This is a genomic window from Microbulbifer maximicatervae (SeqCode) (assembly GCF_052468095.1).
Map to the genome: position 1 here is coordinate 1,295,286 of NZ_CP174332.1, position 25,743 is coordinate 1,321,028.

At 48.2% G+C, this 25,743-nt stretch carries 26 protein-coding genes and 1 pseudogene; 23 read left to right on the forward strand and 4 right to left on the reverse strand.

Annotated elements, in window-relative coordinates; translation table 11 throughout:
- Positions 1-265 precede the first annotated feature (265 nt).
- The 17 genes from ACJJIL_RS05660 (at position 266) to ACJJIL_RS05740 (ending at position 15,463) form a co-directional block, all read left to right on the forward strand.
- Complete coding sequence (locus tag ACJJIL_RS05660; RefSeq protein WP_444928233.1) at positions 266-1,588, forward strand: homoserine dehydrogenase; 1,323 nt, start codon at positions 266-268, stop codon at positions 1,586-1,588.
- A gap of 86 nt (positions 1,589-1,674) precedes the next feature.
- A complete protein-coding gene (gene thrC, locus ACJJIL_RS05665) occupies positions 1,675-3,075 on the forward strand; it encodes a threonine synthase (RefSeq protein WP_445355968.1) in 1,401 nt (466 codons plus the stop codon).
- A 60-nt stretch (positions 3,076-3,135) separates the two neighbouring features.
- Positions 3,136-4,863: a single-stranded-DNA-specific exonuclease RecJ gene (gene recJ / locus ACJJIL_RS05670; RefSeq protein WP_445361377.1), complete on the forward strand. Its 1,728-nt coding sequence runs from the start codon at positions 3,136-3,138 to the stop codon at positions 4,861-4,863.
- Positions 4,864-4,942: 79 nt separating this feature from the next.
- Positions 4,943-5,854, forward strand: a complete 912-nt coding sequence (locus ACJJIL_RS05675; RefSeq protein WP_444893194.1) for a DMT family transporter — start codon at positions 4,943-4,945, stop codon at positions 5,852-5,854.
- Positions 5,855-5,862: 8 nt separating this feature from the next.
- Positions 5,863-6,489 carry a LysE family translocator gene (locus ACJJIL_RS05680; RefSeq protein ID WP_445361378.1) on the forward strand — a complete coding sequence of 209 codons (627 nt, stop codon included), beginning with the start codon at positions 5,863-5,865 and terminating at the stop codon, positions 6,487-6,489.
- 33 nt (positions 6,490-6,522) lie between these two features.
- Entirely contained in the window at positions 6,523-6,981 is a 459-nt protein-coding gene (locus ACJJIL_RS05685; RefSeq protein WP_444933817.1) for a hypothetical protein, read from the forward strand.
- 24 nt (positions 6,982-7,005) lie between these two features.
- Entirely contained in the window at positions 7,006-7,398 is a 393-nt protein-coding gene (locus ACJJIL_RS05690) for a MerR family transcriptional regulator (RefSeq protein WP_444893197.1), read from the forward strand.
- A 103-nt stretch (positions 7,399-7,501) separates the two neighbouring features.
- Positions 7,502-8,597, forward strand: a protein-coding gene (gene prfB, locus ACJJIL_RS05695) for a peptide chain release factor 2 (protein ID WP_444893198.1) whose coding sequence is annotated in 2 segments (ribosomal slippage) — positions 7,502-7,573 and positions 7,575-8,597 — 1,095 coding nt in all. Because the reading frame shifts where the segments join, the coding sequence is not laid out codon by codon here.
- A gap of 72 nt (positions 8,598-8,669) precedes the next feature.
- Positions 8,670-10,154 carry a lysine--tRNA ligase gene (gene lysS / locus ACJJIL_RS05700; protein ID WP_108733981.1) on the forward strand — a complete coding sequence of 495 codons (1,485 nt, stop codon included), beginning with the start codon at positions 8,670-8,672 and terminating at the stop codon, positions 10,152-10,154.
- Positions 10,155-10,305: 151 nt separating this feature from the next.
- Positions 10,306-11,196: a hypothetical protein gene (locus ACJJIL_RS05705; RefSeq protein ID WP_445361379.1), complete on the forward strand. Its 891-nt coding sequence runs from the start codon at positions 10,306-10,308 to the stop codon at positions 11,194-11,196.
- Between the two features lie 319 nt (positions 11,197-11,515).
- Positions 11,516-11,761 carry a hypothetical protein gene (locus ACJJIL_RS05710; protein ID WP_445361380.1) on the forward strand — a complete coding sequence of 82 codons (246 nt, stop codon included), beginning with the start codon at positions 11,516-11,518 and terminating at the stop codon, positions 11,759-11,761.
- A 98-nt stretch (positions 11,762-11,859) separates the two neighbouring features.
- Complete coding sequence (locus ACJJIL_RS05715) at positions 11,860-12,219, forward strand: hypothetical protein (protein ID WP_444925531.1); 360 nt, start codon at positions 11,860-11,862, stop codon at positions 12,217-12,219.
- A 107-nt stretch (positions 12,220-12,326) separates the two neighbouring features.
- Positions 12,327-12,560 (forward strand): hypothetical protein, encoded by a 234-nt coding sequence (locus ACJJIL_RS05720; protein ID WP_444925530.1) that lies wholly within the window; start codon positions 12,327-12,329, stop codon positions 12,558-12,560.
- A gap of 405 nt (positions 12,561-12,965) precedes the next feature.
- Positions 12,966-13,283, forward strand: coding sequence for a hypothetical protein (locus ACJJIL_RS05725; RefSeq protein ID WP_444925529.1), 318 nt, complete (start codon positions 12,966-12,968; stop codon positions 13,281-13,283).
- 98 nt (positions 13,284-13,381) lie between these two features.
- The gene (locus ACJJIL_RS05730; protein ID WP_445361381.1) at positions 13,382-13,669 is read left to right on the forward strand and encodes a hypothetical protein; all 288 of its coding nucleotides are present in this window, start codon (positions 13,382-13,384) and stop codon (positions 13,667-13,669) included.
- A 531-nt stretch (positions 13,670-14,200) separates the two neighbouring features.
- Positions 14,201-14,791: a TrmH family RNA methyltransferase gene (locus ACJJIL_RS05735; RefSeq protein ID WP_444925527.1), complete on the forward strand. Its 591-nt coding sequence runs from the start codon at positions 14,201-14,203 to the stop codon at positions 14,789-14,791.
- 234 nt (positions 14,792-15,025) lie between these two features.
- The gene (locus ACJJIL_RS05740) at positions 15,026-15,463 is read left to right on the forward strand and encodes a GNAT family N-acetyltransferase (RefSeq protein ID WP_444925526.1); all 438 of its coding nucleotides are present in this window, start codon (positions 15,026-15,028) and stop codon (positions 15,461-15,463) included.
- A 71-nt stretch (positions 15,464-15,534) separates the two neighbouring features.
- On the opposite strand, the pseudogene ACJJIL_RS05745 reads toward ACJJIL_RS05740, so the two are convergent.
- A pseudogene (locus tag ACJJIL_RS05745) lies at positions 15,535-16,568 on the reverse strand (IS481 family transposase).
- A gap of 161 nt (positions 16,569-16,729) precedes the next feature.
- Between ACJJIL_RS05745 and ACJJIL_RS05750 the strand changes: the two are divergent.
- Positions 16,730-17,308: a dienelactone hydrolase family protein gene (locus ACJJIL_RS05750; protein WP_445361382.1), complete on the forward strand. Its 579-nt coding sequence runs from the start codon at positions 16,730-16,732 to the stop codon at positions 17,306-17,308.
- 166 nt (positions 17,309-17,474) lie between these two features.
- Here ACJJIL_RS05750 and csrA read toward each other — a convergent pair whose 3' ends face one another.
- Positions 17,475-17,639 carry a carbon storage regulator CsrA gene (gene csrA / locus ACJJIL_RS05755; RefSeq protein ID WP_282933640.1) on the reverse strand — a complete coding sequence of 55 codons (165 nt, stop codon included), beginning with the start codon at positions 17,637-17,639 and terminating at the stop codon, positions 17,475-17,477.
- Between the two features lie 723 nt (positions 17,640-18,362).
- Here csrA and ltrA point away from each other — a divergent pair.
- On the forward strand, positions 18,363-19,661 hold the full coding sequence (ltrA, locus tag ACJJIL_RS05760; RefSeq protein WP_445361383.1) for a group II intron reverse transcriptase/maturase: 1,299 nt from the start codon (positions 18,363-18,365) through the stop codon (positions 19,659-19,661).
- A 499-nt stretch (positions 19,662-20,160) separates the two neighbouring features.
- Here ltrA and ACJJIL_RS05765 read toward each other — a convergent pair whose 3' ends face one another.
- Positions 20,161-21,042 (reverse strand): LysR family transcriptional regulator, encoded by an 882-nt coding sequence (locus ACJJIL_RS05765; RefSeq protein ID WP_445361384.1) that lies wholly within the window; start codon positions 21,040-21,042, stop codon positions 20,161-20,163.
- A gap of 12 nt (positions 21,043-21,054) precedes the next feature.
- Positions 21,055-21,309: a hypothetical protein gene (locus tag ACJJIL_RS05770; protein WP_444958322.1), complete on the reverse strand. Its 255-nt coding sequence runs from the start codon at positions 21,307-21,309 to the stop codon at positions 21,055-21,057.
- 208 nt (positions 21,310-21,517) lie between these two features.
- Here ACJJIL_RS05770 and ACJJIL_RS05775 point away from each other — a divergent pair, with 208 nt between their 5' ends.
- The 4 genes from ACJJIL_RS05775 (at position 21,518) to ACJJIL_RS05790 (ending at position 25,509) form a co-directional block, all read left to right on the forward strand.
- The gene (locus ACJJIL_RS05775; RefSeq protein WP_445361385.1) at positions 21,518-22,600 is read left to right on the forward strand and encodes an NAD(P)/FAD-dependent oxidoreductase; all 1,083 of its coding nucleotides are present in this window, start codon (positions 21,518-21,520) and stop codon (positions 22,598-22,600) included.
- Positions 22,601-23,051: 451 nt separating this feature from the next.
- A complete protein-coding gene (locus ACJJIL_RS05780) occupies positions 23,052-23,429 on the forward strand; it encodes a MerR family transcriptional regulator (RefSeq protein ID WP_445361386.1) in 378 nt (125 codons plus the stop codon).
- A 36-nt stretch (positions 23,430-23,465) separates the two neighbouring features.
- Entirely contained in the window at positions 23,466-24,038 is a 573-nt protein-coding gene (locus ACJJIL_RS05785) for an NAD(P)H-dependent oxidoreductase (protein ID WP_445361387.1), read from the forward strand.
- A 622-nt stretch (positions 24,039-24,660) separates the two neighbouring features.
- Complete coding sequence (locus ACJJIL_RS05790) at positions 24,661-25,509, forward strand: TolB-like translocation protein (RefSeq protein WP_445361388.1); 849 nt, start codon at positions 24,661-24,663, stop codon at positions 25,507-25,509.
- Positions 25,510-25,743: the final 234 nt, after the last annotated feature.

Consider the following 25,743-nt stretch of genomic DNA (forward strand, 5'->3'; position numbering starts at 1 on the left):
GAGGTGATTTTGGGTGACAGAAGTTTCGACTCTACTCTAGCCGGAAGCGGTGCCTTTATGGCGCAATTATATTGACTTTTTTACGTTCCGCTCGGTAAGGTTGATGATCTTTTGTCAATTTTATTTGCATTTATTGCGCGGCTTCCTGTGGTGGCACTTTCTATGTAATCGGGGGTAGATCCCGGTCTGGTTCGCTGCCCCTATAGTTGCGCGGAGGAACATTGTGAGCGCAACAGTGGAAGAGACTGCGGAGGCGGAGGCTCAGGTGGTTGTAAAAAAGGCACCCCGTGCCGTGCGGATCGGTATCTGTGGCCTGGGTACTGTCGGCAGTGGAACGGTGAATGTATTGGCGCGCAATGGGCGGGAAATTGCAGCCCGTTGCGGTCGCGCCCTGGTCATTGAGCAAATAGGTGCGCGCCGCGATAACGCACACTGTGATACCAGCCAGATAAACGTTACCCGGGAAATTTTCGATGTCGCCAATAATCCCAACGTGGATATTTTGGTGGAGCTTATCGGTGGTACTACGGTAGCCAAGGAGCTGGTGCGCACAGCGATTGAAAATGGCAAGCATGTTGTCACCGCTAACAAGGCGTTGATTGCCGAACACGGCAACGAGCTGTTTGAGCTGGCCGCAAAGCACAATGTCACCATTGCCTATGAGGCGGCGGTAGCTGGCGGTATTCCTATTATTAAATCCCTGCGCGAAGGATTGGTGGGCAATCAGGTGCAGTGGCTCGCCGGAATTATTAATGGCACCGGCAATTACATCCTCACTGAGATGCGGGAAAAAGGGCGGAGCTTTGATGAAGCTCTGGCCCAAGCCCAAGCTTTAGGATATGCGGAAGCGGACCCCACTTTTGATGTGGAAGGTATCGATGCTGCCCACAAGCTGGTGATTATGGCTTCCCTGGCATTTGCTATGCCCCTTGCTTTTGACAAGGTGTACACCGAAGGCATCAGCCGGATCTGTAGTGAAGATATTCGCTACGCCGATGAGCTGGGATACCGTATCAAGCACCTGGGGATTGCGCGTCGCACTGACAAGGGCGTGGAGTTGCGGGTGCACCCGACTTTAATCCCCCAGCGCCGCCTGATCGCCAACGTAAACGGCGTTATGAATGCGGTGCTGGTCAGCGGCGATGCTGTGGGACCAACCCTGTATTACGGCGCTGGTGCGGGCGATGAAGCCACGGCATCGGCAGTGATCGCCGATCTTGTTGATGTGGCCCGCACTCTTGAGGCCAAGCCGGAGCACAGAGTGCCGGCAGCGGGTGTCGCCCTTGCGGATCAAGGGGGAACCCAGGTTCTGCCGGAAGAAGATGTTATTACCAGTTATTACCTGCGTATCGCCGCCCACGACAAGCCTGGTGTTATGTCTCAGGTAGCCACCATTTGCAGTGATCAGGGCATCAGCATCGAGGCTCTGATCCAGCACGAACCGGTTGAAGGTGAGGCACTTGTCCCGGTGGTGATTTTGACCAGCCGAGCCGATGAAGCCAGCCTCCGCCAAGCGGTTGCACAAATAGAGGCGTTGGAAACGGTCGAAGGTGAAGTCGTCAGGATTCGCGTAGAGAGCCTCGGATAAACTCCACAGGCGCCGAGTGACATAACCCCGGGCTCGGTGCCCCAATCAATAAACTCCCCAGCCAGCGATAAGAGCCAAGAAATACTGTGAAATTTGTCAGCACACGCGGCAGCGCGCCGTCTCTCTCCTTCGCCGATACCGTACTAACAGGCCTTGCCAGCGATGGAGGCCTCTATGTTCCCGAGACTTTGCCGAAGTTTTCTCGCGAGGAAATTGCCTCTATGGCGGGGCTCGATTACGAGCAGCTGGCCTTTCGCATTATCCAGCCGTTTGTGGGGGGTGATCTCAGTGATGAAGAGCTGAGCGGTATTATCGGGCGTTCCTACAAGCACTTCCGCCACAAGGCTATTGCCCCGCTGGTGCAGACGGACACCAATGAGTGGGTGCTCGAGTTGTTTCATGGGCCCACCCTGGCATTTAAAGATTTTGCCTTGCAGTTCCTCGGTCAACTCTTTGATCACCTGCTGAAAAAGCGCGGTGAAAGAGTGGTGGTTATGGGGGCAACTTCTGGTGATACCGGTTCGGCCGCGATCGAAGGTTGCCGCCATTGCGACAATATCGATATTTTTATTCTGCACCCCCATAACCGTGTATCTGAAGTCCAGCGACGCCAGATGACCACAGTGCAGTCGGACAACGTATTTAATATCGCTCTCGAAGGTAATTTCGATGATTGCCAGAATATGGTGAAAGCGAGTTTTGCCGATCAATCATTCCTGCCCGATGGACGCCGCCTGGTAGCGGTTAATTCCATTAACTGGGCGCGGATTATGGCGCAGATCGTCTACTACTTTTATGCCGCCCTGCGCCTGGGGGCGCCGGATAAAACCGTTAATTTCTCCGTACCCACCGGTAATTTTGGCGATATTTTTGCCGGTTACCTGGCGAGGCAGATGGGATTGCCTATCGACCAATTGGTAATTGCGACCAATGCCAACGATATTCTGCATCGCTGCATCAGCGGCAATGACCACACTCCCAAACCACTGGTGCACAGCTTGTCTCCCAGTATGGATATTATGGTGTCGAGCAACTTTGAGCGATTGCTGTTTGATCTCTACGGTCGCGATGGTGCGACGGTTGCTGAATTGCTCGCGGATCGCAGCCAGCCCATGCATTTGAGTGAATCGGCCCTGGGCAAAGCGAGGGAAGTTTTCTCCTCCAGTCGGGTGGGTGACAAGCGTACGGTTGAAGTGATTGGCGAGACCTTCAGCTCCTGCGAATATCTGCTCGATCCGCATACTGCTATCGGGGTTGAAGCCGCACGACAGGTACGTCACTCTACCGAACAGCCCATGGTTTGCTTATCTACCGCACACCCGGCAAAATTCCCCGATGCCGTGGCCCAGGCCCTGCCAGAAAAAGAGATTCCCCTGCCGAGTCATATGCAGGATCTCTGGCAGCGGGAGGAGCGCTTCAAGGTATTGCCCAATAACTTGTCCCAAGTACACGACTATATGGCGACGATGCTGTCAGAAAGCAGTTAATCGGCACACTGTCGTGCAATAAGCGGCAACCGATTAGCTATTAGTTTGCTGAGAAATACATTGAGTACAAAAATTCAGCGGCGGCCAGTGGATTTGTCTACTGGCCGTTTTGCTTCTGAAACACCAAAAATATTGCAGCGTGTCCTGTTGGGGCGGGGGATTGTCAGCGAAGAAGCGCTGGATCACAGCCTCTCTCAATTACAGAGCCCGCAGAGTATGCGAGGGCTGGAGGCTGCCGTTTCCTTGCTGGTGGATGCTATCCACGGGCAAAAGAAAATCCTTATCGTGGGGGATTTCGATGCGGATGGAGCCACAAGTAGCACCTTGGGGGTGTTGGCCCTGGGTGCAATGGGCGCGCCGGGAGTGGAGTACCTGGTGCCGAATCGCTTTGACTTCGGCTACGGGCTGACTCCAGAAATTGTCGAGGTAGCCAAAGATTATCAGCCCGATCTGCTGATCACCGTAGATAACGGTATTAGCAGTATCGAGGGCGTGGCAGCGGCAAAAGCTGCTGGTGTGAAAGTGATTGTGACGGATCACCACCTGCCCGGCAGTGAGCTGCCGCAGGCGGATGCCATCGTAAACCCGAACCAGCCGGACTGTGACTTTCCCAGCAAGAACCTCGCTGGGGTGGGGGTGATCTTTTATCTGCTCAGCCGTTTGCGCACGGCCCTACAGCAGAGTGGGTGGTTTGAGCAGAGCGGTATCGCCCCGCCCAATATGGCCGAATACCTGGATTTGGTCGCCTTGGGTACTGTGGCCGACCTGGTCCCGCTGGATCACAACAACCGGATTCTGGTTCACCAGGGTATCGCCCGTATCCGCGCCGGCCGCTGCCGGCCCGGTATTGCCGCCCTGATGGAGGTTGCCGGGCGCGACCAGCGCAGGCTCTCTACCACAGATATTGGTTTTATTTTGGGGCCGCGAATTAATGCGGCTGGTCGTCTCGACGATATCGGCACCGGTATCCGCTGCCTGCTCACCCGCGATCCCAGTGAAGCGCGGGAACTGGCCGGCGAGCTGGACGCCCTGAACCGGGATCGCAAAGCGATCGAGCAGGGGATGCAGCGGGAGGCAATGGCGGCCCTGGATGAGTTGCGCCTGGAGGGCGAAATTCCCTGGAGTTTGTGTCTGTACGATGCCCACTGGCACCAAGGTGTGGTGGGTATTTTGGCCAGCCGCATCAAAGAGAAATTCCACCGCCCGGTGATCGCATTTGCTGAGGGTGATAACGGCCTGGTGAAGGGCTCTGCGCGTTCGATTCCCGGGCTGCATATTCGCGATGCCCTGAGTGACGTAGCCGCCGCTCATCCGGACCTGATCAGCAAGTTCGGTGGCCACGCCATGGCGGCGGGGCTGAGCCTACCCCAGGAAAACCTGGAGGCTTTCCGCAACGCTTTTGAGCAGGTGGTGCGCAACCGCCTGAATGAAAACCAGCTGCACGCGGTTATCGACTCTGACGGTGAGTTGGAATCTGGGGATTACACTTTGCACACGGCAGCCATGTTGCGCGCTTGTGCGCCCTGGGGACAGGCGTTTCCAGAGCCGGTATTCGACGGTGAATTCCTGTTGCTGCAACAGCGCATTGTCGGCGAGCGCCATTTAAAAATGGTGGTGGCGCCGCCCCAGGCGCCGCAATTAGCGCTGGATGCTATTGCTTTTAATGTGGACACCGAGCAGTGGCCGCAGCCCACGGAAAGAGTGCGCTTGGCTTTTAAGCTCGATGTTAATGAATTTCGCGGGCGGGAATCCCTGCAATTAATGGTGAGCCTGTTAGAAGCGGTATAGGGCGCATTTTGTATTTGGCTGTTGGGAAAAACATGGAGTTTTTTGCAACAGCTCCCAAGTTGTTTGGAAGTAAAAAGTAGTGAAACGTAAACAAGTCCAGGCCGAAGTCCTACTGTTATTAGCCGCTCTCTTCTGGGGCGTTGCCTTTGTGCCGCAAAAGATTGCCATGGCGGATATTGAGCCGCTGGCATTTAACGCATGGCGTTTTATTCTCGGCGGTTTAATCCTGATCCCTATCGTTTACTGGTTGTCATCCCGTCGCGATGCCCAGCCCGGTGAAGCCGAAGGGCAATCGGTGAATCACACCTGGCGGGCCTGCCTGCCCGGTGGCGCACTGTTGGGTTTTTGGCTGTTTCTAGGCGCGGCACTGCAACAGGTGAGCCTGCTGTATACCACTGCCGGCCGCGCTGGATTTATTACCGGTTTTTATTTACTGCTGGTGCCTGTAATCGGTTTGTCCCTGGGGCATAAAACCAATCGCTGGACCTGGATGGGAATTGGTCTCGCTTTGTTCGGTCTCTATTGGTTGGCGGACTTCAGTGAAGAATCCCAGCTGGTGGGCGACTTAATGGTATTTGCCAGTGCCTTTGTTTTTGCCATCCAGGTGTTGACGGCGGATCGATTGGTAAAACGCTACGACGCTTTGCGACTCGCCTGTATCCAGTTCCTGGTGTGTGGCCTTTTGTCCGCCGTAGCTTCGCTATTTACCGAAGAGGCGACACTGCAATCGGCGATCGATGCGGCTTGGCCTATCGCCTATATGATGATTTTCTCCACGGCACTGGCGTTTACTTTCCAGCTCTTGGCCCAACGCTACGCCGCGCCTTCTCACGCTACCGTAATTATGAGCCTGGAGGCAGTTTTTGCCCTGGCGGCGGGCTGGCTATTCCTCAATGAAATGCTCAATACCACGGAGTTAATTGGTTGTGGTTTGATGCTGGCGGGGATGCTGGTCAGTCATTACGGCAACCACAGCGGTACTCACCACTAGGAATATCAATGGAATTATCGACACTGGCACTCTTTGTTCCCGCAAGCTTCTTTGCCTCGGTCACACCGGGGCTCTGCATGATGCTATCACTGAGTCTGGGAATTACCCTGGGCGTGCGCCAGACTCTGTGGATGATGGTGGGAGAGTTGATCGGTGTTGCGTCGGTGGCGATTACCTCTGCACTCGGTGCTGCGGTATTGATGGTTCAGTATCCGACTTTATTTCAGCTGTTCAAATACTGCGGGGCCGCCTATTTGGCCTGGATAGGCGTGCAGATGTGGCGCTCCCGGGGGCAGCTGGCTCTGATGGATCAGGGTGATGCAGTCGACGTCGGCCGACCATCGCGAAGAGCGCTGGCGCTACAGGGGTTTGTCACTGCTGTGGCCAACCCCAAGGGCTGGGCGTTTTTTATTGCGTTATTACCGCCATTTATTAACGATGCCAAACCATTGGTACCGCAGCTCTCAGTCTTGTTAGCGATATTGCTATTTTTGGAGGCGTTGTGCCTGCTGATCTATGCCAGTGGTGGCCAGGCCTTGAGTCGACTACTGGAGCGGTCTGAAAATGTGCGTTTGGTTAATCGGATTTCTGGTACTTTGATGCTATCGGTGGGAGCCTGGTTGGCGTTATCCTGACACGGCTATTTATCGCTTTATGGAGGATGTTCTGTGCTGAAAAAACGGTTGTCATTCTTATGGGTATGGGCCCTGATTATCTCGGTGGCGGCTTGCGGCCAGTCGAGGGAGGAGAAAGCGATGGAGAACGAGGTTGAGAACACACCCGGCGCGGCGGAGCCCGAAGTCGCACCCACGCCTCCTGCAGCGACTATGAGGCCAGGGGAAATGGTGTGGATTTACCGCGGCAGTGGCAGCAAGCAGTGTGAAGGGGGTGGTATGACTCTTCAGCAGAGCCAGGCCAAGTTGAGTGACAATGGGGTGAAGGTGCAGGAGTCCCGCTGTGGAGTCCGCACCGACAGGATGTTCCCCGCCGTATGTGGCGCACCCACAGGAGATATCCTGATGCACCTGATCGGTATGGATGCCCTGGATGCCTCAATTGAGCTGGGATATAGCCCCGCCGAGAAAGTGCAGTATCAGTTTGCTGCCTGTCGGGACAACAGTGCCTGAGTTGAAACCTTAAGTGGGGTAATCGTGAACATTTCCCAGGCCGCAGAGAATTCGGGCCTCAGTGCAAAAGCCCTGCGGCACTACGAAAATATTGGCCTGGTGGTGCCCGGCCGCTCTGCTAATGGCTATCGGGATTACTCTACTGCCGATGTCGAAACCCTCTGCTTCGTGCGCCGCGCGCGGGCCTGTGGCTTTACCACTGAGGAGGTCCGGGCGCTACTGGGGTTGCGGGATAACCCGGAGCGCCACAGCCGCGAGACCAAAGACCTGGTCAATCACAAACTCGGGCAGCTCGAAGAGCAGTTGCAGACCCTGCTGGGGATGCGCGCAACCTTGCGGGCCTTTGCCGACAGCTGCGCCGGCAATGAGTCCCCAGACTGCGCAATTCTGGAAAAGCTCTCGGGACAGACCGCCTAGTAGAGGATTTGCCGCCATATCAGCCCCTATCTGACTGGAAGGACCCCCGCGCGCTGCGGTAGAATGCGCGCCGCTTTTTATTTTGTCCGGACACCGAAAGTTCATGGAAATCAATCCCCTCATCAATCAATTAAAAGACCTCGAAGAGCGCACTGACGTTCTTAGGGGGTATCTTTGACTACGCCAGCAAGAAAGAACGCCTTACCGAAGTAGAGCTGGAGCTGGCTGAGCCGAGTGTTTGGGACGACCCCAACCGCGCACAGGAACTGGGGCGCGAGCGCTCTTCCCTGGAAACGGTGGTCAATACCATCGAAAATCTCGACTCCGGCATCGCCGATTGCCGCGAACTGCTGGAAATGGCCGTCGAGGAAAATGATGAGGACTCCGTAGGGGAGGTCTCCACTGAGATCGAAGGTCTCCAGCAGCAGCTGGGGATTCTGGAATTCCGCCGTATGTTCTCCGGCGAGAACGATGAGAACAACGCCTATCTGGATATCCAGGCCGGCTCCGGTGGAACCGAGGCCCAGGACTGGGCGGAAATGATCCTGCGTATGTACCTGCGCTGGGGTGAGGCCCACGGCTTCAAGACCACCCTGGAAGAGGTCTCCGCGGGGGAAGTGGCCGGTATCAAAAGTGCCACTGTGCATTTCGCCGGCGACCACGCCTTCGGCTGGCTGCGCACGGAAACCGGTGTACACCGCCTGGTGCGCAAATCGCCGTTTGATTCCGGCAACCGCCGTCACACTTCTTTTAGCTCGGTATTTGTGTCACCGGAAATCGATGACAATATCGAGATTGAAATCGACAAGTCCCAGGTGCGTGAAGACACCTACCGCGCGTCCGGCGCCGGTGGTCAGCACGTGAACAAAACTGATTCTGCGGTGCGTTTGACCCACACAGAATCCGGTATCGTCGTACAGTGCCAGAGCGAGCGCTCCCAGCACCAGAACCGCGATAAAGCCTGGAAAATGCTGCGAGCAAAAATGTACGAGCAGGAAATGCTCAAGCGCAACGCAGAGAAGCAGGCCATGGAAGACAGCAAGGCCGACATCGGTTGGGGCAGCCAGATCCGCTCTTACGTGTTGGACGACCAGCGTATCAAGGACCTGCGCACCAATGTCCAGACCAGCAACTGCCAGGCAGTACTGGACGGAGACCTGGACCAATTTATCGAAGCCAGCCTAAAAGCCGGCCTCTGATTTAAAGTCTCCACTCTCACCGCGCCCCTCGTCGATGAGGGGCAATATCAATCACAAAACTGATAGATCACCATGACTGATATCCAGCAAGACGAAAACAAACTGATCGCCGAGCGCCGCACCAAGCTTTCCGCTCTGCGCGAGAAGGGCAATGCTTTCCCCAACAGTTTTCGCCGCGAGAACCTCGCTGCCGACCTGCAAGCTGAGTTCGGCGATAAACAGAAAGAGGAGCTGGAAGAACTGGGTAAACGGGCGTGCGTAGCAGGGCGAATCCTGGCTAAACGCGGACCCTTTATGGTGATCCAGGATGTGTCTGACCGCATCCAGCTATACGCCGATAAAGCGGCACAGAAAGATATTAAAGAGCGCTTCGGTGCCTGGGATATCGGTGATATTGTCGGCGTAAAAGGCACACTGCACAAATCCGGCAAGGGCGACCTCTACGTTAACTGTGAAGAGTACAGCCTGCTGACCAAAGCACTGCGCCCGCTGCCGGAAAAATTCCACGGCATCGCCGATCAGGAAATGCGTTATCGCCAGCGCTACGTGGACCTGATCGCCACGCCGGAAGCCCGCGAAGTGTTCCGCGTGCGCTCCAAGGTGATCGAGTACATCCGCGATTTCCTCAACGCCCAGCAGTTTATGGAAGTGGAAACGCCCATGCTGCAAGTTATTCCCGGCGGTGCCAGCGCGCGTCCGTTCGTTACCCACCACAATGCGCTGGATATCGATATGTACCTGCGTATTGCCCCGGAGCTGTACCTGAAGCGTCTGGTTGTGGGTGGTTTTGAGCGGGTTTACGAGATCAACCGCAATTTCCGCAACGAAGGTCTGTCCACGCGCCACAACCCCGAATTCACCATGCTTGAGTTCTACCAGGCGTACGCGGACTACAACGACCTGATGGATCTCACCGAGAAGATGCTGCGCGGTATCTGTGAAGATGTTCTGGGCTCCACCACTGTGGAATACCAGGACAGCAGCTACGACTTCTCCAAGCCGTTCGCGCGTTTGTCTGTGTTCGACTCCATCCTGCACTACAACCCGGAACTCACTGCGGCCGATATCGACAATATCGAATCCGCCCGCGCGGTAGCCGAGAAGCTGGAAATCCCGCTGAAAGATAGCTGGGGCCTGGGTAAGGTACAGATCGAGATCTTCGAGAAGACTGTAGAGCACCGTCTCGACCAGCCGACCTTTATCACTGAGTACCCAACCGAAGTGTCTCCGTTGGCTCGCCGCAATGATGACAACCCGTTTGTCACCGACCGCTTTGAGTTCTTCGTTGGCGGCCGCGAGATTGCCAATGGTTTCTCCGAGTTGAACGACGCGGAAGATCAGGCTGAACGCTTCAAAGCCCAGGTTGCGGAGAAAGATGCCGGTGACGACGAAGCCATGCATTATGACGCCGACTATATCCGCGCGCTGGAATACGGCCTGCCGCCCACCGCTGGTGAGGGCATCGGTATCGACCGTCTGGTAATGCTGTTTACCAACTCTCCGTCGATTCGCGACGTACTGCTGTTCCCGCATATGCGCCCTGAAGCGAACGACTAATCGCTTCTCACTGCCGGGTAGTTTTACCTGCCCGGCAGTATTTCCTCTCCCTATGCCGCAGATTTCCTCACTCTGAAACTTCCCTCAGCTCTATCTATCCTTATTCATTGGTGCTCTATCGGGCCTCGAATGATTTGGAGCGGTTGCTGCTATGAAACAGGGACAGGCGAAAGAGAAAAGCGCAAGGCAAATATTGGCGCTAACGCTCGGTAGCTTTATCTCCTGTACCGCCGCTGCGCAAAGTTCGGAGCCTGCACCGGCTGCCAGCCTAACTTCCAAAGATCCCGATGACTGGCGCTTCCTCGCCACTCCCTACCTTTTCCTCCCGCTTCGCACTAAAGGGACTTCCACTGTCGCTGACACCAGTGTCGATATTGATCTGGATTTAAGTAAAACCCTGGAGCTCCTCAACGCTGCATTTTCTGTGCGCCTGGAAGCCTGGAAAGGGCGCTTTGGGGTAGTGGCGGATCTCTACTATGTGCACCTCAGACTGGACAAGGGAGCAACCATAACCCCGCCGCAAAATCCACAGCTGGATATCGACATAGATATTGACGTGGAGGTGGATGTTCGCCAAGGCTGGATAAATGCACTGGCCGGTTACCGGATTTTAGAAGGGAACCTGGCTAATAGTGGGCGAAAGTACTTCGTTGATGTGGGAGCGGGTTTGCGCTGGAACCGATTAAAGCAGGAAGTGAAAGCACGAGCGGGAATTAATATAGGCCCCAGACCCGAGTTCAGGAATCGCCTCGGAGGCAAACAGAGTTGGTGGGAACCTACACTATCTGCGCGAGGTGCAATCGGAATTACTGAATGCCTAACCATTGCTGTACGCACGGAATTGGGAGGCTTTGGCGCTGGGGGTGATGACTTACAGTGGAATCTACTAGCCGGATTCGACTGGCGCGCCTGGAAGACAACCTCGCTGCGTTTTGGGTATCAGTATTACAGTATTGATTACTCCGATCGACTTTCTGATGGGCGATTTGCTTATGATATTACTCAGCATGGGCCGTATATTGCGGCGACTTGGAGGTGGTAGCTGAGCTAGTTATATTGGTGATCAGGGTGTGTGGTTCTGCTCACAGATCTTGTTGGTGACTGTTATTTTTGAAGAAACTAAGATTTTTGGCGTAATAATTTTAATATCACAGAGTTGGTTGTTTATCTTGGATTTGCAATAGTGGTTATATGGATCATTTTATACTTGGTTCTATGGTCTAGTTTATATGTATCTAATTGATTTGATACTGAAAAGTAAATGTGAAGAGCGAATTTACATTTGAAATAGTCGTCAAGTTAATAGTGGCCTGCGGGTGATCATATACATAGCTAAATTTCACTGATACATGAGTCAGGAAGTGAAAGTAGAGTATATCTTTGATGGAAAACCAGTTGGTATATTTATACGAATACTCAATGATGTTAAGTTTGAACTCGGTGACTACCCGAATTTAGCCGGTTGTTTAATCAAGCGATTGGTCACTCAGTCGAGGATATTAAAGGAGGGTAGTAGTCCTGACCTTAGTATTTGTTGCCTTTGTTTTGAAAATGGTAATCAAAAAAGCAAATTCAACGCTGGTGTGGTAGTAGCTTTTGTGCCATAAAAAATTTAATGGAACCAGGTGGTTTTGTACGCCGCTTGTGTAGGATCTCGCAGCGCCCGACCGTTATTGGTGGCGTTAAGTATAAGTAGGAAGTTGTCATGAGTAAGGTTCGAATAATATTTGGTTTAGCTTGGTTTCTTCTGTCGTTATTGTGCGTAGTTATTTGGTATTCATTAACTTTCGGTGGGTCAACTATATCGGCAAGTGGGGCTGATAAAACAAGCCCCGCTGGTTATCTCTATCTGGGCGCTGGAATAGTATTTGCTATAGTGGCGGGTGGAGTGTATTTGCAAAGAAAGCTAAGCCTATTGGTAGTCTTTCCTGTATTGGTCTTCTCGCTTATATGGTTTTTGGATGTACTAACCGATGAACATTTTTGGCTTAAATATGCTTTAGCTTCGAGTGCTATATTGATTGTATGTTTTGGTTCGGTATTTTCAGTTTGTCGACGCACTTAACAAGTTGCCCAAGTGCATTCTGGTCCGTTGGACCTCCATGGGGCAGCCTAGATTCCATTTTGGCTGCCTTTATTAAAGTCTTAAATGTTGCGGGGAATTACAAATATATGTTGTGGATAATAAATATTGTAGGGTTGCTCACTTCGTGGCACTTTATGGACCTCAATTCTGATTCTTCCTTTAAAAGCGAAGTTTGCCCAACACTATTGGTTATATTTGCAATTTGTCTACTTACGGATGTGGTGTGTACACTTAGTTCTGGTGGTAGCGGTGGGGGTCGTGGAGGTGGCTTCTTTGGTGGCGGTGACGGAGGTTGTGGTGGCGATGGTGGAGGCTGTTAAGTGTATGATATATTCAACAAAGCCATCAATTGAGAGGTGAATTAAAAAGCCTATATGTGGTTTACTCATCACTCGCGATTATACTTGGCTCACTGTTTCTAATTAGTGAGATGGGTTTTCCAAAGAGCTGGATTGTTTTTGTTGTAATTGTAACTCTTTATATTGCTTGGTTATTGGCCCGATCATTCACTAGGGCTATAGAATGCGATTTTTGTAACTGTGAACTTGGGGCAGCGTTAATGCAATTGGGTAAAAATTCAAATCAAGGCTTTTGCCCAAAGTGTGGCAGTGAAATTGAATAACAAAATTGGGTAGCCTCGCCCGCAATAAATGCTCGCAGGACACTCTGTACGTGGCTCCGGTTGCCACAGCCAAAGACGTGAAGTATTGAATTGGAATCAAAGTATGAAAGGATTTTACGGGCAAGCGAAGTTATCGACGGTTTTTCTGGGTTACCTTTTGTTGCCATTATTTACGTTGTGCTTACTTTATTTAAGTATTCCTGTTTCACCGTATTCAGAGCTGATGCTGGACTCAACTGTTGCTATTTGGTGTGTTGCAGGAGCGGTCGCAATATGGCGCTGTGCATTCAATTCACCATTTCAAGTTCTGGGGTATTTCGCTCGTATGATTTCAGTTCTATTAGTGGTGGTGCTATTTGCCAGCTTATCCAGCTTTATTGTAACGGTCATGGGGTTGGCCATATTTGGTGCTCCCCAGTGAACACACTTAAATACCCAATTAACTAAGTTTCTTTGGCGCTCGGCAGTTTGCACTCCGCTTCGCAACATTTCGACTGCGGGTTATCGGGGCGTTAAAATGTGAGTGTATACATCGTGCAATATCCAGATGGGTGCGAGATAGAACTGGGAGATACAGTCTCTCTGGCTATGCCAAACGGCTGGGCTGAGGCTCGCGTAGTAATGCTTGGTAGTACGAGAGAGCACCTAAATATGACCGCAGAGGATCTGGACTGGTACAGTGGCGAGGGCTTGGAGCCTACATCGATACTCGTAGAGTGGCTCAAGGATGGCAAACCAAAACGAGGTGCTTATATGTCAATCCATGTAGATTGTTGTATAAAATTAATTTCTAGAGACCAGTCGTAATTTTCATACGATAATTAATGCGTCAATTAACTCCGCGCCTCGCCCCACCTGCCGGTTATTAAGGCGCTAAATGCTTTGATAGGGCGTATGAGCAATTAAGTACCCTTTAGCTGTTTAGCTGAATTAATACTAATAAAAATTTTATACGCAGCGCTGAACGTATTTTCTATCTATGTACGGTTCATTCCTAAATTAGCCATATGGATTTTCTGGGAGCTGTTGGCCCGTTGATTGTTGTCGGAGTTTTATGATTTTTTTATTGCAAAGCATTGAGTGGCAGGAAGTATTTGGTAAAACTGTCCATGAGGTTTCCATATGTTCTTTGTTGTGGCCTTTGATATCTTTTCTCTATATGGGTAATTTATGGGCGTCGGTGTAGCTAAGTAGCTAACTAAGAGATGAAACTGACGGTACAATTTCGTGTGTCTTTTATGCTGTCACTACTCTCATTATCGTATCGAATTTATATAGTCTGGTCCGTATCTGACTACAGTGTTAGCAGTAAATCAATTATCTGAGATCTTTGGGGCTATGGAAGTTGATAAAAGTGACGTTCGGAAAAGAGCCGATGAAATAAAGCCGTATCGCTGCAAAAATCTGATAGCTGTTCTCGAATACCCAATGGATATGAAGAATATTGGAGCAGTTATTAGAAACGTTAATGCGTTAGGCGTTGAAAAAACGTATATTGTTGATCCGCGTAACTCTTTACCCGATGATTGGCAGGAAATGAGAGAAAGGAGGTCACTCTCAAAATTGTCTGTCTCTGCGATCAAATGGAGTTTTGTAAAGCGTTTTGGTAGTACTGAGGAATGCCTGGATCATTTGACGAAAAACAGATTTATCTCGATTGTCACCTCTCCCCATGTAAAAGGAAAAGATAACTTTATATTGCATGAGGCAGATTACACTCAGCCAAAGCTGGCTGTTTGGTTTGGTAATGAATCTAGAGGTATAAGTGATCTCGCAGTCGAACATAGCGCCTTCTGCGTATCCATTCCAATGTTTGGCATGATTGAAAGCCTGAATCTCGGCACAACGTCTGGAATTGTATTGTATGAAGTTACTAAACAGCGCCGTGAGTATCAGGAAAAGTACAAGAGAGCAAATCGTAGCGACTAATAGAATGATGGAGTTGATGTCCTATTTTTGTGTTTTTTACACTGTGGCTGTATTCTTTTCCTCAAATAAATAAAGAAACTTTCCCCATTGAATAGGCGCCTACCTTTCGGTCGCAATTACTCTTGGGTAACTTACAAAGCAGGCAAAAACTATTTCGTCTTTAAAGCCACCCCAAAACGAGAAGGTCAAAATTACTTTAATATGAGCAGAATCGAGTTTAAGGAGCTAACCCAAGTGAAGCGAAATAAGCTGTTAGCTGTACTCAATGAGGATTCACTTAGGGAGCACTTAATTAAACATGAATACTTTGATGTCCAGAGTATTAATGAGTGGATCAAGTTTAAGTTAGAAGTAGACTCCCTGCCTGGGTGCCGTGTTCGACTAATTTATATCGGTGGAGTATTAGCTGGGTGGTGTGGTATTCAACCTGACGATAGCGGCTTTGAGATGGCTGTTGTCATATCTCAACAGTTTTGGGGTTCTGGACTCTCAGTATTCAAAACAATGATCGGTTGGGCTAAGGAGTTAGGGCATAAGGAAATAGTGTGTCATTTGCTTGACAGTAGGCCAGAATACAGAGCTTTGAAAAGAATATCCAAAACAGTACATAAAACCGAGCTGTTGGGTCGATGTTTTACGACATACTGTATCGAGCTCGATAAATATGCATAGATTAAACTGTAGTAGTTCAGACTTGATCTGACAGTTACCGGTTTCTCAGGAGATGCTCTGTCAGGTCAAATTCAGTTTACGAGCTTTTCCTTCCAGATGCTTTTTCCATCTTCAAGAGTTGCTAACGGTGTTCGACCGCAACACTTCTTACCCTGATGAGTTCTCTCATTATTGTAATATGTGAGCCACTCGTCCAGATCCGTTTGTAACTCTTCTATTGATCCATAGATCTTGCGGCGTAATGAGGGTTGGTAGAACTCTTGTAAAATGGTCTTATGGAAGCGCTCACAGATTCCATTAGTTTGTGGATGTCTGGCTTTTGTCTTAGTGTGTTCTATTTCGTTCACACTTAGATATAACTGGTAGTCGTGCTGTTCCAATTTGCCACAATACTCCGTACCGCGATCAGTTAGGATACGCAGCACTGGTAGATCATGTAAGGCATAAAACGGTAGCACACGGTCATTCAGGAGGTCCGCCGCAGTGATTGGCGTTTTGGTGGTGTACAGCTTGCAATGAGCCACCTTTGCATAGGTATCGACATAGGTTGTTGGTAAACACGTCCGACGCCCTTAAAGGTTCCTACATAGAAGGTATCCTGCGAGCCCAGATAACCTGGGTGTTGAGTATCAATTTCACCGCAGGCTTCATCATCATGCCGTTTTCTCTCCAAAGCCTGAACCTGTGACTCTGTGAGGATCAGTCCCTCCTCAGCGACCTTGGCCTCAAGTGCCTTTAATCGCAATTTGAAGTTAGCCAGGTCATGCCGTAACCAGATACTCCGAACGCCACTAGGGGACACAAATACACCGCGTTTACGCAGTTCATTGGAAACTCGAACCTGCCCATGGGCAGGCTCTTGGAGGGCATAAGTTAACACTGCCTCTTCAATGACTGTGTCAACACGGTTCTTGTGGTTGGGCACACGCCGGTTCTTCTCAAGAAGGGCGTCCACACCGCCACTTGAAACGGCTTCCTTATAGCGATAGAAAGTGTCTCTCGACACACCCAGCATCTTGCAAGCTTTGGAGATATTGCCGAGTTCTTCTGCCAGATTTAGCAATCCGGTCTTGTGTTTGATGATGCGATCATTAGTATGGATCATGGGGTTTATCCTTGGTTTTGCTTTTAGGTTTAGGCACCTTCATCAAAACCGGTAAACCCCTCTTTTTCAAGAGGATGTGTCAGATTTGGTCTGAACTAATACAATTAAACTATAACTGGTCGGTGTATCGTTTCTTTCTTGTTATATGAAAAAAATAAACTATGGCTTGGATTTTGGTTTCAGATATTTTTGGTCGTACAAAAGCGTTAGAGCGATTTGCAGCTGATCTTCCTGGTAGTGTAGAGATAGTTGATCCGTATAATTCAGAATTGATGAATTTCGATTGTGAAGTTGAGGCGTATTCACACTTTACATCAAAGGTTGGGCTCGATAAATACGTTGAAAAATTATCAGAGAGAATCAGCGCATCATTTGGTCATGTGAGTTTAGTAGGTTTTAGTATTGGTGCATCGGCCATATGGAGATTATCTGATCATCAAGCTTTGAGTAATGTTTCAGGGGCAATTTTATTTTATAGTTCACAAGTTCGCCATTACGTCAAAATTGATCCTATATTTCCTACGCGCTTGATATTCCCGGCGATGGAGCCTCACTTTTCTGTATTAGAGGTCATGCAGACGTTGAAGCAGAAAGAGCAAGTGGAGGTTCATCATTCCACTTACCTTCATGGCTTTATGAATCCCCAATCCAGAAATTATAATGCAGAAGCTTATGCTAAATACAAGCAGATAGTATGTAATACGCCCTTCAACGACCCCATCTGTAAAGGTTTCAGTTGAATGCAGTTCGTATTGGAGTTTGACAAATATCACATAGAGACAGTTGTTGTTGGTTAGTTTGTGCAAGTATTTAGCTAACCGAGGCCTTTCCAAAGGTCATAAACTAATTGGAAAGCCGCTGGGAAGACCGAACACTTGCTTCTCAACGGCTTCGGTAATTCACCATCTATTCCTTTTGGATGCGCCTATATATTTCTTCTCGATGAACGGGTACGGACTTGGGGGCATGTATCCCCATCTTCACTTGATTGCCTTTAACCTCTAATACCTTAACCGAAACTTTGGTGCCGATTCGTAGGTTTTCACCTATTCGGCGTTTCAATATCAACATATTCATTTCCTACTGATATAGGCTACAAGAAAGAGCGTTCTCTTGGGTGAGTATTGAAAGAAGCGGCTAGAAGAGGGGGCGCACGAGAACGATAAGCATAGAAGAAGAAAAGGCGAGCGCAACGCTCCCAGAGCTTGGAGACACACCCCAAGCTACTGAATGTACTCCACTTTATTGAAGACGAGCGGGTATCTAGCGTATGATGCATATAGCCAGTGCGTCCTGAGTATTTTTTTATTTTTATTTTTTTTTATAAATAAAAAAAATACGTGCTATCCAGGAGATGGAGGTCGGCCCTCCGTTATCGCTTTGCAGGAAGTGGTAACAAACCGCCTCAAGGTGATCGGAGTAAAGAGCTTTGGTTAGAAGCGCTTGAGGAAAAGGCGTACGAGATACGACAGGTATGTTGTGTAGAGACGAATGCAAATGAACCACTGATGAGGTGTCGAAAGCGTATTACCAAGATGATGTCAAAACCCGTGCACTGGCTAAGTGCGGGGATAAGCTTGGAGGTTACCTGTTTACCGACCGAGTGGCATCCGGCATAGAGGTGGCGTGAACACACAACAGGCTTTTGGGTGGAACAGGAGAACCTGTCGTCCAGGTGTTAAGGAAGAGCGTCAAGTAGAGGTCCTATAAGACGTTGAGTACCAAGACTGGTCACAGGGGCGGAACAACCCGTAGTAGTGGAGAAGCGGCTGTAATGGACGTGGAGCGAAGGGGTTGTCGTATTCGGCGACTAACCGTGTAATCAACCCAGATGGGGAGGAATTAACGATTAGCGCAAAGCCATTCAATATTTCCAAGCGAGCGGTTTGGGAAGCGTGGAAGCAGATTAAGGCTAATGGCGGCGGAGCGGGGATTGATGAGATAACGATAGAGCAATACGAATCGAGTCTTGTCAAAAACCTTTACAAGCTATGGAATCGGATGTCATCTGGCAGCTATTTTCCATCAGCCGTCAAACGAGTGGATATTCCGAAACTCGATGGCAGCCTGCGACCACTGGGTATCCCCACAATCGAAGATCGCATTGCACAAATGGTGGCTAAGCAACTGCTGGAGCCAGAATTGGAGAAGGTATTTCACCCTGACTCCTACGGCTATCGGCCAGGCAAATCTGCTATAGACGCAGTGCGTCGAGCTCGACAACGATGCTGGGATAGAATCTGGGTAGTTGATTTAGATATCAAAGGTTTCTTTGACAATATTAATCACGAACTCCTGCTGAGGGCATTAGATAAACATAATAATCATCGGTGGGTCAGACTCTATGTACAGCGCTGGTTAACGGCTCCAGTACAACATCGGGACGGACAGCTTGAAGAGCGAACACAAGGTACTCCACAAGGGGGTGTAATCAGCCCGCTACTGGCAAACTTGTTTTTGCACTACGCGCTGGACGCCTGGATGGTGAGAACGCACAGAGATATTCCTTTTGAGCGTTACGCGGATGATGCTGTTTACCATTGTCGTAATCCTCGAGAGGCGGATCGCTTACTGGCGGCTCTAAAAGCACGCCTGACTACCTGCGGGCTTGAAGCTCATCCAGAGAAAACCCGCAAGGTTTATTGCAAGAACAGCAATCGAAAAGACAACCACCCTGTGATCCATTTTGACTTTCTGGGTTATCGATTTGGTCCCAGGAAAGCAAAGAATCGCCATGGACAAACCTTCACTGCCTTTGGTCCATCAATGAGCCCTAAAGCTTTCAAGAGGATCAAGGATAAGGTTAGGCAATGGCGTGTGATTAACTGGGTGGATCGATCACTGTCGGAGATGGCACAAGCACTTAATCCAGCAATACAAGGATGGCTGAACTACTACGGTCACTTTGGGCGGAAATATGGTGTTTATCGACTTCAGAAGTATCTTGACCAAACGCTGATGCGTTGGGCCAGGAAGAAGTTTAAGCATCTGAAGCGAAGCTGTTTCAAGAGTTGGGTCTTTATTGGAAAGGTTCGTCAACAAATGCGTGGCTTGTTTGCACACTGGAGAATGGGAAGATTGAAAATGTGCTGAATACGAAGAGCCGTATGAATTGAGAGGTTCACGTACGGTTCTGTGAGAGGCTGAAGGGGAAGTTCCTTTGGTCTACTCGACTTTTGATAGTGTCTGTATCAATTTGGTTAGCTGGCCCCGGGTGTTGGTAGCACCTTGGGTCAGCGCCTTTTACTTATTCTTATATCTCGCTACCGTTCTCCTCTTGAAGAAATAGATCGTTTAGGAAATTCTGGTACTTCTATTTAGGTGAGGGCCGAGTCAAGCCCATCCAAAAATAACAAAATACTAATAGAGATCTATCGATTTTACGCATCTTTGATATGGAAACAAACTTAATTGTTTCTAACAGGATAATTTAAGCGCCTTTTATTTACCTATGCGCTAGTGTGATGAAGCTCAACCAAAGAGTTTCTGTCGTAAAATACAAGCACCTGTTAGGTCAGCTTCAAATTCTTAGAATTTATATATTAAACATAAGGAATCTGAAAAATTTTGGTAGAAATATCGTAAGTGTTTTCTAATGAAAGCCTTGAAGGTTTAGGAATAATTGCCAAAGGTAACTTGCTACGGGACCCATCGGATCAGATGCTTGTCTAGTCACCCGCACTTCCAGTTCTTGCGGTTTTGGGATCCCTTCCACTGCAATGGGAGATAATAAGCCCTGTTCAAGCTCCGCTTCTATCATATGTTCTGGTAGCGTACCCCAACCCATACCTTGAAGAATAATTTCTTTTTTAGTCGGAAAATCGTTGACTTTCCATTGATCGCCCCCTTCAAGCACCCCGTAGGTTTTAGTGGATGACTTCCTACCACTGATGATCACCTGGGGATGGCGTAGCATAATCTGCCTTGGGACTTCCTCGTATTGGGTAAGTAGGGGAGAGTCGCCAGCGATCACAGAAATGAATTTCATATTCATTAGATGAATGGATTCAAGCTGGTCGTAAGTTTCAGTCCACGGAATAATAGCTATGGAAACCTGGCCTCCCTTCAATAAGTCCAGTGGCCCAAGGCCATTTTCGGAATAGACCTCCAAGCGTGTTTTTGGGTACTCAATTTTGCACTGACGGATTGCGCTGAGTATTGGGCCGACTGGTATGGCGGAAGTAAACGCAATACCTACTTCCAGTTCTTCTCCTGCGACTAGCTGTTTAGCTAAGCTCTCAAACGAGTGGGCTTCAGCTAGTACATGTTTGGATTGTTCATACAGGGCTTTGCCATCAGCTGTGAGTGTGCTCCTGTATTGGTCCCGATCAAATAGTTGTAGATTGAGGTCCGCCTCTAATTTCTTGATGGCGGCGCTTATAGTGGGCTGTGTTCGGTGAAGTGTTTGGGCAGCAGCTTTTAGCGAGCCACCTTCAACTATCGCCTTAAAATATCGTAATTGTTCCAAAGTCATAGTGGCGTGAGCTTAGAGAAAATATAGGTAAGTTTCTGATGCAGCATATTTGAGGATCTTAAACTGAAAATAGCCATTAACTGGCTTTCTTTTATGAAGCATCTTTTCTGTTGTGCTGACAGCATGAGTAATTTGCACTTGATACCATTTGCCAGTGCTTGCAAACTGGACAACATCAACACCGCTGATCATTTTGAATGAGCAGCTTTTACGTAAACCAGTTATTTGTTTTTCTTCTACCAGCAGAAGCTGGGAGTCTGCGTGCACCTTTTTACTTCATGCCTGCGCAGTATCATCACCCGATATCAGCTAAACCAACTTGTTAGGTGAAAGCTAACAAGAACTTAGATTATAGTTAATATCATTAGTTTAAGTCTAACTTTATCCTTATCTCCTTATCAAGAAGTGACCTGTTCGTGAGGCATTGCGAGCGGTCGCGCTTTATCCAAACAGCTGAACGATATTGAGGCGAGTTATGATCAAACGGACAGACGTGTTAATCGTTGGTGGAGGCTTTGCTGGTGTTTCTGTGGCCCAAAAGTTAGCTAAGCAGGGTATGCAGGTGGTATTGGTTGACCGAAAGGACCATTTTGAAGTGACCTTTGCCACATTACGTAATGCGATAGCGCCTAACTTACTGACTGCTAATCCACGTAAATATTATCGTGACTTTATTCAGAGCGATTTTGTTCAAGCAGATGTGGTTTCCATGGATGACCGGATAGCAAAGTCATCGAATGGATTAGAGATCCACTTTAAGCAGGCAGTTATCGCGACAGGCAGTCGCTACCCAACCTTGCCGATAGCTAAATCTACATCAGCTTATACGATTTCCGAGCGTGAGCAAGAAATGCGGAATGAGCAAAAAATACTGGCGAAATCTCAGTCAGTTTTGATTGTAGGAGGCGGTACCGTTGGCGTGGAGCTGGCCGGGGAAATTAGCAGCGCTTTTCCCAATAAAACCGTGACGTTAGTCCATTCTAAAGATGTACTACTTGGCCATCTTAAGCCTAAAGCTCAGAACAAGGCGCTAGAACAGCTTACGGCTAAGGGTGTTAGCGTACATCTCAATACCCGGTTAGTTAAAGAAGGTGCAATTTACCGTTCTATGAATACTCAAGAAACTTTCAAGGCAGACTTGGTTTATGAATGTGTAGGTATGTCGCCAAATACCGAGTTTCTAAAAACAGAATTACCCGGTGTGTTAGATAAGATGGGATTAATTAAAGTGGACGAATATATGCGGGTTAGGGGTTATTCTAACCTTTATGCGATAGGTGATTGCTCTACTCTGGATGAAAATAAGCACGGCTATATAGCAAACGTTCAAGGAGGCATCTTGGCGAGTGTTATCATTAATCAAGCCAAAGGTAAAAAGGCTAAGCCTTATAAAACACCTAGTTATGCCATTGTTACGCCGACCGGTACAGAGACAGGAGTAGCTCAAATGCCCTTTGGTGTGTTTACCTCAAAGCTATTCGTTAACTTAAAGCAAAAAGACATGGGGATAGGCCACATGCTTAAAGCGAGCGGTACAACTCCAGACTTACTTAGCTAGAGCTTTTTGGTATACAGTAGAGTGCCTCTAATTAAAATCTACCAGTCTCTAAGGTTCCTCTGAATAGACATTCTCACTGACCATTGAAAATCAAGTAAGAGGTAGTCCAGATACTAGCAATACTTGCCAGATGCGTTTGAGGCGGCATAGAGGTGTTACTGCTATTAGTAGTAGTTTATTTACGTAGTTAGGTTCCCCGTCTGAATTTATTACAGGAAATTAGAGGGCCTTGTCTTCTTAATTTGCGGTATTGCGAATTTACGTTCTTCAACGTAATGTTTGTGCCGAAAGCATGAGAATGTAAGAAGTGAGTCCCGGCTCTTATGGGGTTCTACTAGGTACCCGTAAGAGCTGCGAAGGTCCCAAACTCATGGAAGGCTCCTTTCATGTGATGAATATTTTTCATAGGCTGTAATCTCAACGGGAAATTGAGCATAGGTAGGAGGTCTGTATGTTTATAGGAGAGGTGTCAAGAAGGACGAATCTCACTGTAAAGGCGATAAGATTTTATGAGGAAAAAGGCCTCATTGCCGTTCCTAAAAGGCAGGGCAGTTATAGAGTCTATACGGCAGAAGATGTTGAAATTCTTACTTTGATCTCAGAAGCTAAAGCACTTGGGGTGACTTTGGCTGAGTTAAAGGATGTTATTCGGTACCATAATGGAGAGGTTGATTGGGCTCGAATCAGTGTCTTTCTGAAGAAAGTAAAAAGAAAAATTGAGGCTGAATTGGAATCACTTTCTAATAAAGCTGAAAAGGTTGATCAATGTATTGCGTCTATAGATTCCTGTCATAAAAGCCTTGACCCTCCCCTTAAGGGGAGACGGTAGACTTTTCATCATGTCTTTAAGCAATAGTATGACGAGATGAAAAATATCCTACTTTTAAATGGCAATCCAAAGAAGAACAGTTTTGTTAAGCAGTTGAGCGATGTCTATGAGTCTGAAGCAAAGAGACAGGCTAATGTTCGGCGATATAACCTGTCGGAAATGGACTTCAATTCGAATTTAGAGTTTGGGTACGATGACTATCAAGTATTGGAGGATTGTCTATCTGAATTTCAAGAGGCTCTTAAATGGGCACAGCATATTGTTGTGGTGTCGCCTATTTGGTGGGGCGGATTGCCAGGAAAGCTCAAAGGCTTGATTGATCGATCTTTTCTTCCCGGAATTACCTTTAAATTTGAGAGTGGTAGTGCAGAGCCCATAAAGCTTCTTAAAGGCAAAACATCAAGAATAATTTTGACAATGGATGCGCCTACGGAATATTTAGAAGAACAAGCAAAGCCAGTATTAGAGCAGCTTGATCGATTTACTCTTCAATACTGTGGCTTCTCGAAAGCAGAGGTTAATTTATTTGGTTCAATGATTATGTCTGATAAGAATCAACAGGGTTCCTGGTTGAAAGCTGTTAAGGGACTTGGTGCTAGATGTATTTAGCCTAGAACATATCAATCTATGTTAGTTATGACTTCCTAACGACAACCAATACACTTGACGATACTTTAACTTCAATCGGTAGAGATCTAAGTAAGTGTATTTCAGGCAATGTATCTAATTGAGCTGCACTTTCTACCAGATTGATGTCTATCTGGTAGAAAATGCAGCAGCCATTGGGACTAAAGTATCGCTCATTCTTAATCCCGCAGAATAAAAATTGATCATTCGATTGATATTAGAAAATAGTGCTCGTTACTCCATAGTTTCCATCATCATCTATTCTTTTGGACAGACTTGTGGATTTACTTACAGCGAATAGGTGGATATCTGAGGGTGTATCTATAAATTTAAGATCGTCGTGTCCCGATAACTCTCTCTGTAACTGAGTGCTCAGTGTGGATTGGCAATACTAAATGAGCCGCAAGGTCAGTATATATGGAGGGCAAAAGGGAGGTCTGAACCTTCGCTATAGAGTCGCTTTTGTGTATATTTCATACAAATAGTCGGCAGATCACACCTCTTCTCACAAGAATCAGGCAAAATTCATATGGACGTCAGGTGTTATAAAGCCTGAATAGATACATTGGTTGCTTATTACTTCATGTTTAAGCAAGGATATGTCATGAGGCACCTTTGTATTTCAATTGCTCTACTCTCACTCCTAATTTTGAGTGTTAACAGTTATAGTCAGGATACACCGACAGCTCTTGAAGGGCCCTATCTTGGACAGAAACCTCCTGGGTTAACTCCAAAGTTATTCGCTCCTAATCCCTCGAAAGAGTATCGGGATTGGGGTGGCTACTTCACGCCTGATATGCAGGAGTACTACGTTACAAGAAGATATCACCAAAGTGGCGAGTCTTCGAAAGTTGTATTCAAGCTTGAGGGTAATCGCTGGTATGAATCGGAGGTGGCCTGGGGTGGCTCTATCTCACCTGATGGTCAAATAATGTATTCTAGAAATCGATATAGAGAGCGCACTGATAATGGTTGGTCAGAACCTAAAACCATGGGGCCACTATTTGAAGACTTTCGTATCATGCGCCTTACGGCTTCTGCAAAAGGAACGTTTGTATTTGATGAAGTAGGTTCAAATGGAGATGGTATTCTTCGCTATTCGCGTCTGTTAGATGGTAAGCGTGAAGCGCCAAAACCTTTTGGAGAGCAGATAAATACAGGCAAGTGGACTGCTCATCCGTTTATTGCCCCTGATGAGTCCTACATTATCTGGGATAGTGAAAGAGAGGGTGGATATGGTGATAGCGATATGTACGTCAGTTTTCGTCAACAAGATGGCTCATGGGGCGCAGCTATTAACTTCGGTGACAAGATCAATACAGAGGGGGAAGATGGTGGTGGATATGTAACACCTGATGGGAAATACCTTTTCTACTGTCGGCGTTGTACTCCACCGAATTTTGAAATAATGTGGGTAGATGCGAAGTTTATTGAGGCCCTTAGACCTAAATAAAATTTACACTAAGCTACGCCTAGTTCTCTGTATCTATCATTATTTTGCTAAATTTAAATTCTTTAATGATATTTCCGGTCTTCACGATACATGAAGCCCCGGTTGATCCCGCAGCAATCTGTTAAGTTGTATAGAATCCTTTCACCAAGTAAGAAAGTGAGTACCACACTAAGTGTGCTGGCGCTCACTTTTATATATTGCTCAACTCAGCCTCTATTAGCCACTTGCTACCGA

What these genes read in the sequence shown, in the direction of transcription:
- ACJJIL_RS05750 (WP_445361382.1), top strand. Translation starts at nt 16,730, where the DNA reads ATGGCTTGGATTTTGGTTTCAGATATTTTTGGTCGTACAAAAGCGTTA.
- ACJJIL_RS05780 (WP_445361386.1), top strand. Translation starts at nt 23,052, where the DNA reads ATGTTTATAGGAGAGGTGTCAAGAAGGACGAATCTCACTGTAAAGGCG.
- ACJJIL_RS05705 (WP_445361379.1), top strand. Translation starts at nt 10,306, where the DNA reads ATGAAACAGGGACAGGCGAAAGAGAAAAGCGCAAGGCAAATATTGGCG.
- lysS (WP_108733981.1), top strand. Translation starts at nt 8,670, where the DNA reads ATGACTGATATCCAGCAAGACGAAAACAAACTGATCGCCGAGCGCCGC.
- ACJJIL_RS05715 (WP_444925531.1), top strand. Translation starts at nt 11,860, where the DNA reads ATGAGTAAGGTTCGAATAATATTTGGTTTAGCTTGGTTTCTTCTGTCG.
- ACJJIL_RS05735 (WP_444925527.1), top strand. Translation starts at nt 14,201, where the DNA reads ATGGAAGTTGATAAAAGTGACGTTCGGAAAAGAGCCGATGAAATAAAG.
- ACJJIL_RS05720 (WP_444925530.1), top strand. Translation starts at nt 12,327, where the DNA reads ATGTTGTGGATAATAAATATTGTAGGGTTGCTCACTTCGTGGCACTTT.
- csrA (WP_282933640.1), bottom strand. Translation starts at nt 17,639, where the DNA reads ATGTTGATATTGAAACGCCGAATAGGTGAAAACCTACGAATCGGCACC.
- ACJJIL_RS05765 (WP_445361384.1), bottom strand. Translation starts at nt 21,042, where the DNA reads ATGACTTTGGAACAATTACGATATTTTAAGGCGATAGTTGAAGGTGGC.
- ACJJIL_RS05790 (WP_445361388.1), top strand. Translation starts at nt 24,661, where the DNA reads ATGAGGCACCTTTGTATTTCAATTGCTCTACTCTCACTCCTAATTTTG.
- ACJJIL_RS05680 (WP_445361378.1), top strand. Translation starts at nt 5,863, where the DNA reads ATGGAATTATCGACACTGGCACTCTTTGTTCCCGCAAGCTTCTTTGCC.
- ACJJIL_RS05775 (WP_445361385.1), top strand. Translation starts at nt 21,518, where the DNA reads ATGATCAAACGGACAGACGTGTTAATCGTTGGTGGAGGCTTTGCTGGT.
- ACJJIL_RS05785 (WP_445361387.1), top strand. Translation starts at nt 23,466, where the DNA reads ATGAAAAATATCCTACTTTTAAATGGCAATCCAAAGAAGAACAGTTTT.
- ACJJIL_RS05725 (WP_444925529.1), top strand. Translation starts at nt 12,966, where the DNA reads ATGAAAGGATTTTACGGGCAAGCGAAGTTATCGACGGTTTTTCTGGGT.